Annotated in this window: 9 protein-coding genes; 3 read left to right on the top strand and 6 right to left on the bottom strand. The window is 52.2% G+C overall.

The features are described 5' to 3' along the window. The coding region (locus ABUA47_RS14295) for a TolC family protein (RefSeq protein WP_349831709.1) at positions 1-333 on the bottom strand (333 nt) is incomplete at its 3' end. Positions 334-524: 191 nt separating this feature from the next. Here ABUA47_RS14295 and ABUA47_RS14290 point away from each other — a divergent pair. Then, positions 525-1,418 (top strand): helix-turn-helix domain-containing protein, encoded by an 894-nt coding sequence (locus ABUA47_RS14290; protein WP_005837252.1) that lies wholly within the window; start codon positions 525-527, stop codon positions 1,416-1,418. 2 nt (positions 1,419-1,420) lie between these two features. Here ABUA47_RS14290 and ABUA47_RS14285 read toward each other — a convergent pair whose 3' ends face one another. From ABUA47_RS14285 to glmS, 5 genes are all read right to left on the bottom strand, one after another. After that, positions 1,421-1,969 carry a methylated-DNA--[protein]-cysteine S-methyltransferase gene (locus tag ABUA47_RS14285; RefSeq protein WP_035448618.1) on the bottom strand — a complete coding sequence of 183 codons (549 nt, stop codon included), beginning with the start codon at positions 1,967-1,969 and terminating at the stop codon, positions 1,421-1,423. A 37-nt stretch (positions 1,970-2,006) separates the two neighbouring features. Continuing rightward, positions 2,007-5,243, bottom strand: coding sequence for a carbamoyl-phosphate synthase (glutamine-hydrolyzing) large subunit (gene carB, locus ABUA47_RS14280; protein ID WP_035448620.1), 3,237 nt, complete (start codon positions 5,241-5,243; stop codon positions 2,007-2,009). A 217-nt stretch (positions 5,244-5,460) separates the two neighbouring features. Beyond that, positions 5,461-6,537: a glutamine-hydrolyzing carbamoyl-phosphate synthase small subunit gene (gene carA, locus ABUA47_RS14275; RefSeq protein WP_008664430.1), complete on the bottom strand. Its 1,077-nt coding sequence runs from the start codon at positions 6,535-6,537 to the stop codon at positions 5,461-5,463. A gap of 8 nt (positions 6,538-6,545) precedes the next feature. Next, positions 6,546-8,429, bottom strand: a complete 1,884-nt coding sequence (locus ABUA47_RS14270; RefSeq protein WP_005837255.1) for an amidophosphoribosyltransferase — start codon at positions 8,427-8,429, stop codon at positions 6,546-6,548. A gap of 146 nt (positions 8,430-8,575) precedes the next feature. Further along, positions 8,576-10,420, bottom strand: coding sequence for a glutamine--fructose-6-phosphate transaminase (isomerizing) (glmS, locus tag ABUA47_RS14265; protein ID WP_035448622.1), 1,845 nt, complete (start codon positions 10,418-10,420; stop codon positions 8,576-8,578). A 365-nt stretch (positions 10,421-10,785) separates the two neighbouring features. Between glmS and gltB the strand changes: the two genes are divergently transcribed. Both gltB and ABUA47_RS14255 read left to right on the top strand, forming a co-directional pair. Next, the gene (gene gltB / locus ABUA47_RS14260) at positions 10,786-15,339 is read left to right on the top strand and encodes a glutamate synthase large subunit (RefSeq protein ID WP_410520187.1); all 4,554 of its coding nucleotides are present in this window, start codon (positions 10,786-10,788) and stop codon (positions 15,337-15,339) included. 84 nt (positions 15,340-15,423) lie between these two features. Next, positions 15,424-16,597: glutamate synthase subunit beta (locus tag ABUA47_RS14255; RefSeq protein WP_349831705.1), on the top strand; the 1,174-nt coding region annotated here is incomplete at its 3' end.

The following is a 16,597-nucleotide window of genomic DNA, read 5'->3' as shown; positions in this document are numbered from 1 at the left end:
ATCCCCACCATCCCAGAGGGTCTGCTGCACTTCGAGCATCACCTGGTACTGGTCTTTCGAAGCAGTCTTGATGTCGAGATTAGGGATTTCGACCGGTAGCCGGGTGATGTCACTCTGGTACGTGGCCTTGCCGGATAGGGAAAACTGGGGCAAGTAACCTTTTCCGGCATTGGAGAGGTCGTACCCGCGTGCCTTTTCTATCAGTCCGTATTGCCTGACCAACGGATAATTGTCTTGCGCCCGGCGCTGGCACTCTTCCAACGTGAGCTGGGCATGTGCCAGCATGGCGGCAAGAGAAAGGGTAAAAAAGAAAACGGTTCGTTTCATATCCATTCTGTTTCTTGTTTATTCTACATGGTTTTGTTCTATACACATGCAAAGATAAAGGCATAACCCTATAACCTTACAATCCATTTGTGCGCAAAGATGTTCTAATAGTACGACATTTCGTAGAAAAAGACAAATAATAGGAACACTTTATTATCTTTGCGGTGGAAATATACATTATTCATAAAGGGAAAGATATGGAAAAGAACAAACCGATAAGCGTCGCATTCGAGGACATCCGCAACAATCCGGATTTTATAGAACATTCCGAATACAGATTTATAAACGACGATTTGGGAATGGTCATCAGTTTTCAAGCAATGGGATTCAGGCTATTCCGCACCCAGCAACCTTATCGTGCCAAAGAAGGAAGGATTGTACGCATCATGCAAGGTAAGGGCCGAATCTCCATCAATCTTATCGAATATGAAGCTACAGCCCACGATATTATTATCATCCCTGACAATTCGCTGATAGAAATATCGGAAGTCAGTCCCGACTACGAATTCCAAGTCATCATGCCCACTGCCAATTTTCTGCCCGTACTACAGAATTCCATTCTTTCGGAAGCTTATACACGAAACGGAATCCGCCTTTCATGCAACAACGAGGAATGGGCACACATCAGCAGCTTCTTCTCTTTATTGTGGAATATACTACATTGTTTGCCCTACCGCCGCGGAGCTGTACAGCACTTGATTGTCTCACTTCTCTATAACCTTAAGTATATCCACGAGCACACATGCAAGTCAACTCCGTCACGCCTTTCACGCCAGGAAGAGCTATTCCGCCGCTTCATCGCTTTGGTGAACCAACACAGCAAGCACGAACGCAGCGTCAACTTCTATGCCGACAAACTATGCCTGACACCGCACTATCTGAGCTCGGTGATACGTGAAACAAGCGGACAAACCGTGATGCAATGGATTAATCAAGCAGTTATCCTCGAAGCCAAAGTATTGCTGAAACACAGTAATCTACTGGTGTTTCAAATATCAGACGAACTGAACTTTCCCAATCCGTCGTTCTTCTCAAAGTTCTTCAAACGTATGACGGGGATGACACCGGCGGAATACCAGAAACAAACCTGACCTCAAAACAGCTGTCCTATACGGGAGCCTGACGGTCCGTCGCAAGAGTCCGCTTCCAATGCCAGCATCCCTTGTTTGGCTGCCAGTCCACCGGCATAGCCTATCAGCGTATGGTTGCTGCCCACCACACGATGGCAGGGGATGAGTATGGAGAGGGCATTTGCCCCATTGGCAGCCGCCACCGCACGTACGGCTTTCGGATTGCCCAGCTTTCGTGAAAGCTCGCCGTAGGACACTGTTTTTCCGTAAGGGATGTTCTGCAACTCCTGCCACACCGTCCGCTGGAATTCTGTTCCGACTGCAAGCAGTGGAACATCGAATATGGTCCGCTTACGGGCAAAATACTCATCCAACTGAATGATTGCCCTTGCAATCACTTCCGAAGTGCCTTCCTCATAATCGGCATGCAGCGCCTGCCGTATACGCTTATCAACGGGTACTCTACGTTTCTCGTTCAGCATCCAGTCGCATAGGCAGAGTTTATCGCCGAAAGAGCCGAGGAGCAACTCGCCATAAGGAGATTGATAGTATTGGGTCAAAATTGTTTCCATCGAACTTAGTTTTCAGCAAAGATAGCAAATTAAATCATCATTTGTACTCCGCCCACGACTTGATAGCCAAATCATCCGGCATCATCGTGCAGAATGCATTGATGAACGCACTTGCCAGACGGGCATTCGTTATCAACGGAATATTGAGGTCGATGGCGGCACGGCGTATCTTGTAGCCGTTATCCAACTCGCCTGCGGTGAGGTTCTTCGGAATATTGACCACCATGTCTATCTCCTTGCGGTGCAGCATGTCGAGTGCCTGCGGCTGGCGTTCGGGTTCGCTGGGCCAGTAGACGCGCGTATTCTCCACACCGTTCTCCGTAAGGAAGTTGCTGGAACCACCCGTGGCAAATATCTTATACCCCTTCTTCTGAAGCATACGCGCGGCAGAAAGCATGTCCACTTTCTGCTTCGGAGTACCGGTAGAAAGCAGGATATTTTTCTCTGGAATACGATATCCCACGGAGAGCATCGCCTTGAGAATGGCGCAGGAAGTATCGCTGCCGATGCAACCCACCTCGCCCGTGCTTGCCATATCCACACCCAGTACCGGGTCGGCCTTCTGCAGACGGTTGAAGGAGAACTGGCTCGCCTTGATGCCTACGTAATCCAAATCGAACAGATTCTTGTCCGGCTTCTGTACCGGAATGCCGAGCATCACCTTCGTGGCAAGTTCAATAAGGTTTATCTTCAGCACCTTGCTGACAAACGGGAACGAACGGCTGGCACGGAGGTTGCACTCAATCACCTTGATGTCGTTCTCGCGTGCCAGATACTGGATATTGAACGGACCGGAGATGTTCAGCTCACGGGCAATCTCGCGGCTGATGCGCTTGATGCGGCGCACCGTCTCCACATACAACTTTTGTGGCGGGAACTGGATAGTGGCGTCACCGGAATGCACTCCGGCAAACTCGATATGCTCACTGATGGCGTACGCGATAATCTCTCCATCTTGCGCCACAGCATCCATCTCCACCTCCTTGGCATGCTCAATGAACTGGCTCACCACTACGGGATGTTTCTTGCTGACATTCGCCGCCAGCTTCAGGAAGCGTTCCAGCTCCTCCCGGTTGGAACAGACGTTCATCGCAGCGCCGGACAATACGTAGGAAGGACGGACCAATACCGGGAAGCCCACCTTATCCACAAAGGCGTTGATGTCCTCCAGGGAGGTCAGCGCCCGCCATTCGGGTTGGTCTACACCAATGCGGTCGAGCATGGCGGAGAACTTGTCACGGTCTTCGGCATTGTCGATGCTCCTGGCGCTTGTGCCGAGAATAGGTACCTTCTGCGCATCGAGGCGCAGGGCAAGGTTATTCGGTATCTGACCACCGGTAGAGACAATCACCCCGTGGGGATTCTCCAGTTCGAGAATATCCATCACGCGCTCGAAGGTGAGCTCGTCGAAGTAAAGACGGTCGCACATGTCATAGTCCGTAGACACGGTTTCGGGGTTGTAGTTTATCATGACACTGCGGTAGCCTTCCTGGCGGATGGTGTTCAGGGCCTGCACGCCGCACCAGTCGAACTCTACGGAAGAACCGATGCGGTAGGCGCCGGAGCCCAATACGACGATGGACTTGTGGTCGCCGAGGTAACGGACATCATTTGCCGTGCCGCTATACGTTAGGTAGAGATAGTTGGTCTGTGCGGGATATTCGGCGGCAAGGGTATCTATCTGCTTCACTACGGGCAGAATGCCTGCACTCTTGCGGAAATTGCGGACGGCAAGGATGGCTTCTTCGCCGTCCATTGCTTGTTCCAAGCCGAGGGCACGGGCTATCTGGAAATCAGAGAAGCCTTGTACTTTGGCTTTACGCAACAAGTCCACGGGAATCATTGGCAACTCTCCATCAGCCATAAAAGAGTGCAGTTCCCTGCTGGTATCCATGATGTTCATCAACTTCTCCAGGAACCAACGGTCTATCTTGGTCAATTCGTGCACCTGGTCCACCGTATACCCGGCACGGAAGGCTTTGGAGATGACAAAGATACGTTTGTCGGTAGGTTCGCGCAGAGCCTTGTCCAAATCGGCAATCACCAGTTCCTTGTTCTCTACGAAGCCGTGCATGCCCTGGCCTATCATGCGAAGCCCCTTCTGGATGGCTTCCTCGAAAGTACGGCCGATAGCCATCACCTCGCCTACCGACTTCATGCTTGAACCCAGCTCTTTGTCCACCCCGTGGAACTTGCCCAAATCCCAACGCGGTATCTTGCAGACCACATAGTCCAGGGCGGGTTCGAAGAAAGCGCTTGTAGTCTTTGTCACAGAGTTGTTCAAGTCGAACAAGCCATAGCCCAAGCCGAGTTTTGCCGCTACAAACGCCAACGGATAACCCGTTGCTTTAGAGGCAAGTGCAGACGAACGGCTCAAGCGTGCATTTACCTCGATTACCCGGTAGTCCTCGCTCATCGGGTCGTAGGCATACTGCACGTTACACTCTCCCACAATGCCGATGTGACGGATAATGCGGATAGCAAGTTCACGCAATTTATGATAGTCCGTATTGCTCAACGTCTGTGACGGGGCAATAACGATGGACTCACCTGTATGGATGCCCAGGGGGTCGAAGTTCTCCATGTTGCAGACCGTGATGCAGTTGTCGAAGCGGTCGCGCACCACCTCGTATTCCACTTCCTTCCATCCCTTCAGCGATTTCTCCACCAGCACCTGTGGGGAGAAGGAGAAGGCTTTCTCCACCAGCACATTCAGCTCTTCTTCATTGTCGCAGAAGCCCGAACCCAGTCCGCCAAGCGCATATGCGGCACGGACAATGACCGGGTATCCCAGTTCCCGGGCTGCGCGACGGGCATCCGCCGCATTCTCCACGGCTTCGCTCTTGATGGTCTTCACATCAATCTCATTCAGTTTCTGCACAAAGATTTCACGGTCCTCCGTGTCAATGATGGCCTGCACGGGAGTGCCGAGAACCGTCACGCCGTACTTCTCGAAAATCTTGTCTTTATAGAGGGAGACACCGCAGTTCAGTGCCGTCTGTCCGCCAAAAGCAAGCATGATGCCGTCCGGGCGCTCCTTCTCTATCACCTTCTCCACGAAGTAAGGAGTGACGGGCAGGAAGTAAATCTGGTCGGCAACTCCTTCCGAGGTCTGTACCGTGGCAATGTTCGGATTGATGAGAACCGTGTAGATGCCTTCCTCCTTCAATGCCTTGAGCGCCTGCGAACCGGAGTAGTCAAATTCTCCTGCCTCACCGATTTTCAGTGCGCCGGAACCGAGCAGCAGGACTTTCTTTATATTGTTTTCTTTCATTTGCATATCTGTTTATTAAAAATGTAATAGTAGTAATAAAACCTTATCTTTCTCTTACCTTACACAATCAGTCACTAATTGAATGGCATTCAGTATAGGACTGAAAGGTATTCACTCTGGGACTGAATGACATTCAGTATGGGACTCATTATACCGTCTTTTACATACTGATTATCAAGAGATTACGAACGCAACCATTCTTGATAAAATTCTCTTACTAAAGCAACTTCACAAAGTCATCAAAAAGAAACTCCGTATCCGTCGGCCCGCTGGCAGCTTCGGGATGAAACTGTGCGGAGAACCAGGGATTGCGTTTGTGGCGGATTCCTTCATTAGAACCATCGTTCATATTGATGAAAAGCGGTTCCCAGTCTTCTGTCAGCGTGTTGTTGTCTACGGCATACCCATGATTCTGTGAGGTGATGAAGCAACGTTCCGTACCCACCATACGCACCGGTTGGTTATGGCTGCGGTGGCCGTATTTCAATTTGTATATCTTGGCGCCCCCAGCTTTGGAAAGCAACTGGTTTCCCATACAGATGCCGAAGATGGGCAGTTTCTCGTTCTGCATTGCCTTGCGGATATGCTGCACGGCAGCATCGCAGGTATCGGGGTCGCCAGGGCCGTTGGAGATGAACAACCCGTCGAACTCCATCCCAGTATAATCATAGTCCCAGGGAACGCGAATCACTTCCACGTCACGTTTCAGCAGGCAGCGGATGATGTTATGCTTGACGCCGCAATCCACAAGGAGCACTTTCTTCTTACCGGTTCCTTCGTTGTAACGGATAACCTCCTTGCAGCTAACTTTATCCACATAATTCACATCGGCATAAGAGGCCTCAGGCATTTCATCCGATTCATCATCAAAGGCGATACGTCCCATCATCACCCCATGCTCGCGAAGCACCTTTGTCAGTTCGCGGGTATCGATGCCCGTGATGCCCGGAATCTGTTCGCGTTTCAGCCAGTCACCGAGACTTTCCACCGCATTCCAATGGCTATAATTTTCACTATAATCGCTTACAATAATGGCTTCGGCATGGATATGCTCGCTCTCCATAAAAGTGGCAAGCCCATTCGGTTCGAGAGTAAAAGGCGGCACACCGTAATTGCCCACCAACGGATAGGTGAGCGTCATCAGCTGTCCGGCATACGAAGGGTCGGTCAGGCTTTCGGGATAACCCGTCATGGCTGTGTTGAAGACCACCTCTCCCGCTACCGGTTTTTCAAAGCCGAACGACTTGCCGTGGAAGCGGCTCCCGTCGTCGAGGATTAGAGTTACATTTCTCATTGATTCAATTAAAATTGATAAACTTGTTCTATATAATCAATAAATGCCTTGTTCAGCAGCTTCACACCGCCCGGCGTAGGATAATCGCCGCTGAAGTACCAGTCACCCGGATGCTTGGGGCAGGCCTCATGCAGCCCCTCGAGAGGCTGGTAGACAATCTGCACTTTGGCTTTCGTCCCTTTCGGAGTAAGAAGCTCCACCATCTTGGCAGAGATTTCCTCATCAGTGAAAGGAGCATAAATCTCCTTCACGTAATTCACCATCTGTTCTTTGGGCAGGCCTACCTGCTCCTTGGACTTGCGGTAGGCGGCGGCAATTACATCGCGCATCTCGCGCTCCTTCAGCAGTTCCACAGCAGCCTTGAAGGCGATGAATTCGCTCATCTTAGCCATATCGATGCCATAGTAGTCGGGATAGCGCACCTGCGGTGAAGAGCTTACAATGACTATCTTCTTCGGCTCCAGACGGTCAAGGATACCGATGATGCTCTGCTTCAGGGTGGTTCCGCGCACTATCGAGTCGTCGATGATGACCAGATTATCCACTCCCGGGACAAGGCTTCCGTAAGTGATGTCGTACACATGGGCGGCAAGGTCGTTCCGGCTGTTTCCTTCGGCAATGAAGGTACGCAGCTTGATGTCCTTGATGGCTACCTTCTCGCTCCGTATGCGCCGCGACAAGATATGCTCCAGTTCGTCGTGGCTGGGACTATGCCCCAAGGCGGCAATCTGCTGCACCTTCTCCTCGTTGAGGTAGTCGTCCAATCCCTGCAACATACCGTAGAAGGCGACTTCCGCCGTATTGGGGATGAAGGAGAAGACGGTATGGTCCACATCGTTGTCGATGGCTTTCAATATGTTGGGTACAAGTTTCTCACCCAGCAGTTTACGTTCCCGGTAAATGTCCACATCACTGCCCCGGCTGAAGTAGATGCGCTCGAAGGAACAAGGTTTCACCTCGCGCGGCTTGTTGATTTGCACGGTGCGCACCTTGCCGGCCTTGTTGATAAACATGGCTTGTCCGGGTTGCAGCTCCTTGATGGATTCGACAGGAACATTAAGGGCTGTCTGTATCACGGGACGTTCGCTGGCAAGCACCGCTATCTCGTCGTCCTGATACCAGAAGGCTGTACGGATGCCCCATGGGTCGCGTACGGCAAAAGTCTCTCCGCTTCCGGTAAGTCCGCACATCACGTATCCCCCGTCCCACTCCTTGCTCGAAGTGCGCAGTACGTTGGCAAGGTCGATGTGGTTTTCTATATAACGGGTGATGTCCATGCCTGCCAGCCCTTCCGCTTCGGCAAGGTTGAAGAGGCGCTCCACTTCGCGGTCGAGGCGATGTCCCAACTGCTCCAGCATGATGTAGGTATCGGCATATTTGCGCGGATGCTGGCCGATGGCGGTAATGCGTGCGAAGATTTCATCCACATTCGTCATGTTGAAGTTGCCGCAGAGGGCAAGATTCTTGGCACGCCAGTTGTTTCTCCGGAGGAACGGGTGCACGTACGAGATGCCGGACTTTCCGGTAGTGGAGTAACGCAGGTGTCCCATATAGACCTCCCCTGCAAAGGGCAGCACACGCTTGGCATAGTCCGCATCATGCAGCTGTTCCTTGGTCAAGTCCTTGAAGTGACCCTGCACCGTACCGAAAATTTCGGTAATGGCGCCCGAGCCGAGAGCACGCTCACGGAACATATATTCCTCGCCGGGACTGGCTTCCAGTTTCACGCAGGCCAGTCCGGCACCTTCCTGCCCACGGTTGTGTTGTTTCTCCATCAGGAGATAGAGCTTGTTGAGTCCGTACATCCATGTTCCGTACTTCTCTTCATAGTACTCCAGCGGTTTCAGCAGGCGTATCATGGCGACGCCGCATTCATGCTTCAGTTGTTCCATCTATCTATTTACAATTTACCATTTACAATGTACAATTTTAAGTGTACAATTTTCTTTTCCTTATTATAGCATACAATTACCATTTACATTTACCCCTCCCAAGCGCAGCCCCATTGTACATTGTAAATGGTAAATTGTACATGTCCTCATTCTACAGTCACCGACTTCGCAAGATTCCTCGGCTGGTCCACATCCATTCCCTTGCACACGGCAATGTGATAGGCAAGTAATTGCAGAGGTACCGTAGTTATTAACGGATCAAGGCACTCCATTGTTTCGGGAAGCTCGATGCAAGTGTCGGCTATTTTACTGATGACCGTATCTCCCTTTGTCACAATGGCGATAACCCTGCCTTTACGCGCCTTTATTTCCTGGATATTGCTCAGCACCTTTTCATAAAGCCCATTCCGGGTGGCAATGACCACTACCGGCATTTCGGCATCCACCAGGGCAATGGGGCCGTGCTTCATTTCGGCGGCAGGATAGCCCTCGGCATGGATATACGAAATCTCCTTCAACTTCAAGGCGCCTTCCAAGGCTACGGGATAACTGTATCCGCGTCCCAGATAGATAAAGTTGTGTGCATAGGTGAATATCTTGGAAAGTTCCGCTATACGGTCGTTCAGTTTCAAGACCTCCTTCATCTTGTCGGGGATATGTCCCAATTCCTTGACAACTGCCAGGTATAACCCTTCGTCCATCGTCTTTTTCTCTTTGGCAAGTGTCAGGGCCAGCATGGTAAGCACCGTTACCTGCCCGGTGAAGGCTTTGGTGGATGCCACCCCTATTTCCGGTCCCACGTGGATATAGGAACCCGTATGCGTGGCACGGGGAATGCTGGAACCGACGGCATTGCAGATGCCGTATATAAATGCCCCACGGTTTCTGGCAAGCTCCACGGCAGCCAGCGTATCGGCCGTTTCACCGCTTTGCGAGATGGCAATCACCACATCGTTGCTGTCAATCACCGGGTCGCGGTAACGGAACTCACTGGCATACTCCACCTCCACCGGAATACGGCAGAAGCTTTCAATCAAATGCTTGCCGATGAGGGCGGCATGCCATGACGTACCGCATGCCACGATGACGAAGCGTTTGGCCGCCAGCAGACGTTCCTTATAATCAATCACTGCAGAAAGAACCACGTTCGTACCCTCCACATTGATACGCCCGCGCATGCAGTCGTGAATGCAGCCGGGCTGTTCGAAGATTTCCTTCAGCATGAAGTGCGGATAACCGCCCTTCTCCAGCTGGCCGAGATTGAGCGCTACCGTCTTTACCTCGTGCGGACATTCCACATTCTTCAGGTTAACAACCTTCAGCTTCTCTCCCCGACGGATGAGGGCAATCTCTTCGTCTTCCAGATACACCACCTTATCCGTGTATTCCACAATCGGCGTGGCATCCGAAGCCAGGAAAAACTCTCCTTCACCGATGCCCACCACCAGCGGACTGCTCTTGCGTGCAGCGATTATCCCATCCGGATTGTCCTTGTCGAGCACCGCAATGGCATACGCCCCAATCACTTCCTGCAAGGCAAGTTGCACCGCCGTCAGCAGGTCAATATGGTTTGTCACCTGAATGTATTCAATGAGCTGTACCAGCACCTCGGTATCAGTGCTGCTTTTAAATACATAACCTTTGGCTTGAAGTTTTTCTTTAAGGACGGCGTAGTTTTCAATAATGCCGTTATGGATGAGGGCGAGGCGTTCGGAAGAGGAATAATGGGGATGGGCATTGACGGAACAAGGTTCTCCATGAGTGGCCCAACGTGTATGTGCAATACCAATGCTACCGGAAATATCTTTTTGAGCAACGAAAGTTTCAAGTTCCGAAACCTTACCTTTCGCTTTGTACACGTTCAACTGTCGGTTATCACTGATTAATGCTACCCCCGCACTATCATATCCACGGTACTCCAACCGCTTCAGACCCTTGATAAGAATGGGGTAGGCTTTCCTTTGACCTATATAGCCTACTATTCCACACATAATGTATCAGTATTTGATTTTGCGTTGCAAATATACATATTCTTAAGAACATAAAGTTAATCTTTCCACTATTTATTTATCAAAAGAATAGAAAAAAGTTGTTTTTACATCAAAAAGTTAAAGAAAGTATTATTTTAAAAGCAAAAGGCTTAATTTATAAATCCAAATCAAACCGTCTGATTTTGATTTAGGATTAAAAGAAAACAGAGGGTGTTTTCTATCAATTCATAACTTCATCTTCTATCGCAGGAATTTTGCAAGAAAGAAGGCAGGAATACATATTAGCATTTTGCAATTAATACCATATATTTGCCGAACATTTTGAAACCACAAACAATGTTATACAGCAATAAAGAAAGCTTATAATCATGAAACAAGAACTTTTTAACAACAAAACAAAAGCAGAGGATTACCAGCGACAGCCCAAACAGTTGGGCTTGTATGAGGCATCCCATGAGCACGATGCCTGCGGAGTAGGCATGCTGGTCAATATCCAGGGAGGAAAATCACATGAACTGGTAGAATCGGCATTGAAGGTACTGGAAAACATGCGCCACCGTGGAGCGGAAGGGGCGGACAACAAAACCGGAGACGGTGCCGGCATCATGCTGCAGATACCGCACGAATTCATTCTGTTGCAGGGCATTCCCGTTCCCGAGAAAGGAAAATACGGCACCGGCCTGCTTTTCCTTCCCAAAGACGGAAAAGACCAGGCTGTCATCTTGAGCGTCATTATCGAAGAGATTGAAAAGGAGGGATTGACCCTGATGCATCTGCGCAACGTGCCCACTTGCCCCGAAATATTGGGAGAAGCGGCTCTTGCCAACGAACCGGACATCAAGCAAATTTTCATCACCGGATTTACGGAAAGCGAAACCGCCGACCGCAAACTCTATATAATAAGGAAAAGGATAGAGAACAGAATACGCAAGTCGGACATCCCCACCCGCGAGGATTTCTACATCGTCTCGCTCTCTACGAAGAACATCGTCTACAAGGGCATGCTCTCTTCCTTGCAGTTGCGCAACTACTTCCCCGACCTCACCAACAGCTACTTCACCAGCGGACTGGCATTGGTGCACTCCCGTTTCAGCACCAACACTTTCCCCACCTGGGGACTGGCACAGCCTTTCCGCCTGCTGGCACACAACGGCGAAATCAATACCATCCGCGGCAACCGCGGCTGGATGGAAGCCCGTGAGAGTGTACTCTCCTCTCCCGCCCTGGGAGACATCCGGGAGATACGCCCCATCGTGCAACCGGGCATGAGCGACAGTGCCTCGCTGGACAATGTGCTCGAGTTTCTCATCATGTCGGGCCTGAGCCTGCCGCACGCCATGGCCATGCTCGTGCCGGAATCTTTCAACGAAAAGAATCCCATCAGCGAAGACCTGAAAGCTTTCTATGAATACCACTCCATCCTGATGGAGCCGTGGGACGGACCGGCGGCACTGCTTTTCAGCGACGGGCGCTATGCAGGCGGCATGCTCGACAGGAACGGACTGCGCCCTGCACGCTACCTGATTACGCAGGGCGGCGTGATGGTAGTGGCCAGCGAAGTCGGCGTGATGGATTTCGAGCCGGGAGACATCAAGGAAAAAGGACGCCTGCAACCGGGCAAGATACTGCTTATAGACACCGAGAAAGGCGAAATATATTATGACGGCGAACTGAAGAAACAACTTGCCGAAGCCAAACCATACCGCACTTGGCTGGCCGGCAACCGCATCGAGCTGGACGAACTGAAAAGCGGTCGCAAAGTCTCCCATAGCGTGGAGAACTACGACAGCATGCTGCGCATCTTCGGCTACTCCAAAGAAGACGTGGAACGGCTGATTGTCCCGATGTGTACCACCGGTGCCGAACCCATCAACTCCATGGGCAATGACACCCCGCTGGCAGTACTCTCGGACAAGCCGCAACTACTGTACAACTATTTCCGCCAACAGTTTGCCCAAGTCACCAACCCTCCTATCGACCCGATACGCGAAGAACTGGTAATGTCGCTGACCGAATACATCGGAGCCATAGGCATGAACATACTGACACCCAGCGAAAACCATTGCAAGATGGTGAGGTTGAACCATCCCATCCTGAACAACGCCCAGCTGGATATTCTCTGCAACATCCGGTACAAAGGCTTCAAGACCGTGAAACTGCCCCTGCTCTTCGAAGTGGCAAAAGGGTGCCAGGGATTGCAGCAAGCATTGGCAACCCTCTGCAAGCAGGCGGAAGAATCCGTCAACGAAGGAGTGAACTACATCGTGCTTTCCGACCGCGACGTAGACGCCGCCCATGCCGCCATTCCGTCACTGCTTGCCGTGTCGGCGGTACACCACCATCTTATCTCCGTGGGCAAACGGGTGCAGACGGCACTGATTGTAGAAAGCGGCGAAATCCGCGAAGTGATGCACGCCGCACTGCTGCTGGGTTTCGGAGCCAGCGCACTGAATCCGTATATGGCTTTTGCCGTCATCGACAAACTGGTGAACGAAAAGGAAATACAGCTCGACTACGCCACTGCCGAAAAGAAATATATCAAGTCCGTCTGCAAAGGCTTGTTCAAGATTATGAGCAAGATGGGCATCAGCACCATCCGTTCTTACCGGGGCGCGAAAATTTTCGAGGCCGTAGGACTGAGCGAGGAGTTGAGCAATGCCTACTTTGGCGGACTGAGTTCACGCATCGGAGGCATACGCCTGGATGAAGTGGCACGCGACGCCATCGCCTTCCACAAGGAAGGGATGGAGGTTCTTAAAAAGAAGGGGGAAGCGGAGCTATTGCCGAACCGCGGACTGTATGCCTTCCGCAAGGATGGTGAGAAGCACGCCTGGAACCCGGAAACCATCAGCACACTGCAACTTGCCACACGCCTGGGAAGCTATAAGAAATTCAAGGAGTTCACTGCCATGGTAGACAGCAAGGAATCTCCCATCTTCCTGCGCGATTTCCTCGACTTCCGCCGCGCTCCTATCAGCATAGACCGGGTGGAACCGGTAGAGAACATCGTACAGCGCTTTGTCACCGGCGCCATGTCCTACGGCTCCATCAGCCGCGAAGCCCACGAAGCCATGGCTATTGCCATGAACAAGCTGCATGGCCGGAGCAATACGGGCGAAGGAGGCGAAGACCGGGCACGCTTCATGCCGCGCGAAGACGGCACCAATCTGCGCAGCGCCATCAAGCAGGTGGCCTCAGGACGTTTCGGTGTCACCGCAGAATATCTGGTGAATGCGGACGAAATACAGATAAAGATTGCCCAAGGCGCCAAGCCGGGCGAAGGTGGGCAGCTGCCGGGCTTCAAAGTGGATGAAGTGATTGCCAAGACACGCCACTCCATTCCGGGCATCTCGCTGATTTCCCCCCCGCCCCACCACGACATTTACTCCATCGAAGACCTGGCACAGCTCATCTTCGACCTGAAGAACGTGAACCCACGGGCAAAAATCAGCGTGAAGCTGGTGGCAGAAAGCGGTGTGGGCACCATTGCCGCCGGTGTGGCAAAGGCAAAGGCCGATTTGATAGTCATCTCGGGTGCAGAGGGCGGTACGGGAGCCTCTCCTGCATCATCCATCCGCTATGCCGGCATCTCGCCCGAACTCGGCTTGAGCGAAACGCAGCAGACACTGGTGCTGAACGGCCTGCGCGGACAAGTGATGCTGCAAGTGGACGGACAGCTCAAAACAGGCCGCGACATCATACTGATGGCAATGCTCGGAGCCGAAGAATTCGGTTTCGCCACCAGTGCCCTGATTGTACTGGGTTGCGTAATGATGCGCAAATGTCACCAGAACACCTGCCCCGTAGGGGTGGCGACACAGAACGAAGAACTGCGCAAACGCTTCCGCGGACGCAGCGAGTATCTGGTGAACTTCTTCACGTTCCTGGCGCAGGAAGTACGCGAATACCTGGCGGAAATCGGTGTGGAACGCCTGGATGACATCATTGGACGCACAGACCTTATCGTCCGCAAGCCGGATGACGGAATCAAGAAACATCAGTTGATAAGCTTCGACAAACTACTGGCACGCGTAGACAACGAAGCCGCCATCCGCCACGTCACCGACCAACAGCATGGCATCGACCATGTGAAAGATGTAGAGATGCTACATGCCGCCGCCGAAGCCGTAGAGAACCAGAAGGAAATCTCGCTGGAGTACACCATCGCCAATACCGACCGTGCCTGCGGCGCCATGCTCTCTGGTGTCATTGCCGCAAAATACGGAGAAAAAGGGCTGCCCGAACATACGCTGAACGTGAAGTTCAAAGGCTCCGCCGGGCAGAGTTTCGGGGCATTCCTTGTCCCGGGTGTCAACTTCAAGCTGGAAGGCGAGGCCAACGATTATCTGGGCAAAGGTCTGAGTGGCGGACGCATCGCCGTCCTGCCCCCGGTACGGAGCAACTTCGAGGCGGAGAAAAACACGATTGCAGGCAACACCCTGCTTTATGGCGCCACAAGCGGTGAAGTTTACATCAACGGCCGTGCAGGCGAGCGCTTTGCCGTCCGCAACTCCGGTGCCACAGCCGTAGTGGAGGGTGTAGGTGACCACTGCTGCGAGTATATGACCGGCGGGCGCGTGGTAGTACTCGGACAGACGGGACGCAACTTTGCCGCAGGCATGTCCGGCGGTGTGGCCTACGTATGGAACCGGGACGGCAACTTCGACTATTTCTGCAATATGGAAATGGTGGAACTGAGCCTCATCGAAGAGGCCTCCTACCGCAAGGAACTGCACGAGCTCATCTGCCAGCACTACCTGTACACCGGTTCCAAACTGGCACGCACCATGCTCGATGACTGGCCACGCTATGCCGACCAGTTCATCCAGGTAGTCCCTATCGAATACAAAAAAGTGCTGCAAGAGGAGCAGATGCAGAAATTGCAACAGAAGATTGCAGAAATGCAACGCGATTATTGAATCGCGAATTAATAATGAAAGAATGAAAGACTGAGGAAATTCCCCTTTCATTCTTTAATTCTTTAACTTTTTAATTTGTTCATCATGGGAGATCCAAAAGCATTCCTCAATATCCCCCGCCAAGAGGCGGGTTACCGTCCGATACACGAACGTATCACAGACTTCAGCCAAGTGGAACAGACACTGAACAGCCACGACCGCAAGCTCCAGGCCTCGCGCTGTATGGACTGCGGCGTACCCTTCTGCCACTGGGCATGTCCGCTGGGCAATAAAGACCCGGAATTCCAAGACGCGCTCTACCGGGGCAAATGGCACGAAGCCTATCAAATACTGAACAGTACGAATGATTTTCCGGAATTTACGGGACGCATCTGCCCTGCCCTTTGCGAGAAGTCGTGCGTACTGAAACTCTCGTGCAACGAACCGGTCACTATCCGCGAGAACGAAGCCGCCATTGCCGAGGCTGCTTTTCGCGAGGGCTACATCACCCCCCTCCAGCCCGAACGCAACGGAAAGAAAGTAGCCGTCATCGGCGCCGGCCCTGCCGGATTGAGCGTTGCCGTACGGCTGAACGCCAAAGGTTACGAAGTTACCCTATTCGACAGCAAACCGATGCCGGGAGGACTGTTGCGTTACGGCATCCCCAACTTCAAACTGGACAAAGCCGTCATCGACCGCCGCATGAAAATCCTCAAGGCCGAAGGAATCTTGTTCAAGATGGGAGTCCATGTCGATGTACAGAAACTGCCCGTCGGATTCGATGCCTACGCCATTTGTACCGGTACGCCCACCGCCCGCGACCTCTCCATTCCGGGCAGGGAGCTGAAAGGCATCTACTTTGCCCTCGACATGCTGGCACAGCAGAACCATATTCTGGATGGAGATACCTTCCCGAAAGACCAACTCGTCAACGCCCGCGGCAAACGGGTACTCGTCATCGGCGGCGGCGATACCGGGTCTGACTGTATAGGCACCAGCATCCGCCAGGGAGCCGTCAGCGTAACCCAGATTGAAATTATGCCCCAACCGCCCATAGGACACAACCCGGATACTCCCTGGCCGCAATGGCCCGTCGTACTGAAAACCACCAGCAGCCACGAAGAAGGCTGTACCCGTCGATGGTCCCTCGCCTCTACCCGGTTCATCGGGAAGAATGGCAAGGTATGCGGTGTGGAAGTGGAAGAAGTGGAGTGGCTTCCGGCAACAGACGGTAACCGCCCTACCATGAAATCTACGGGTAAGAAAGAGGTCATCGAAG

The sequence above is a fragment of the Bacteroides sp. RTP31139st1_H2_RTP31139_211217 genome (assembly GCF_040227615.1).
GTDB classification, from domain to species: Bacteria; Bacteroidota; Bacteroidia; order Bacteroidales; family Bacteroidaceae; genus Bacteroides; species Bacteroides uniformis.
This window is presented reverse-complemented; position numbering and strand designations above follow the sequence as displayed.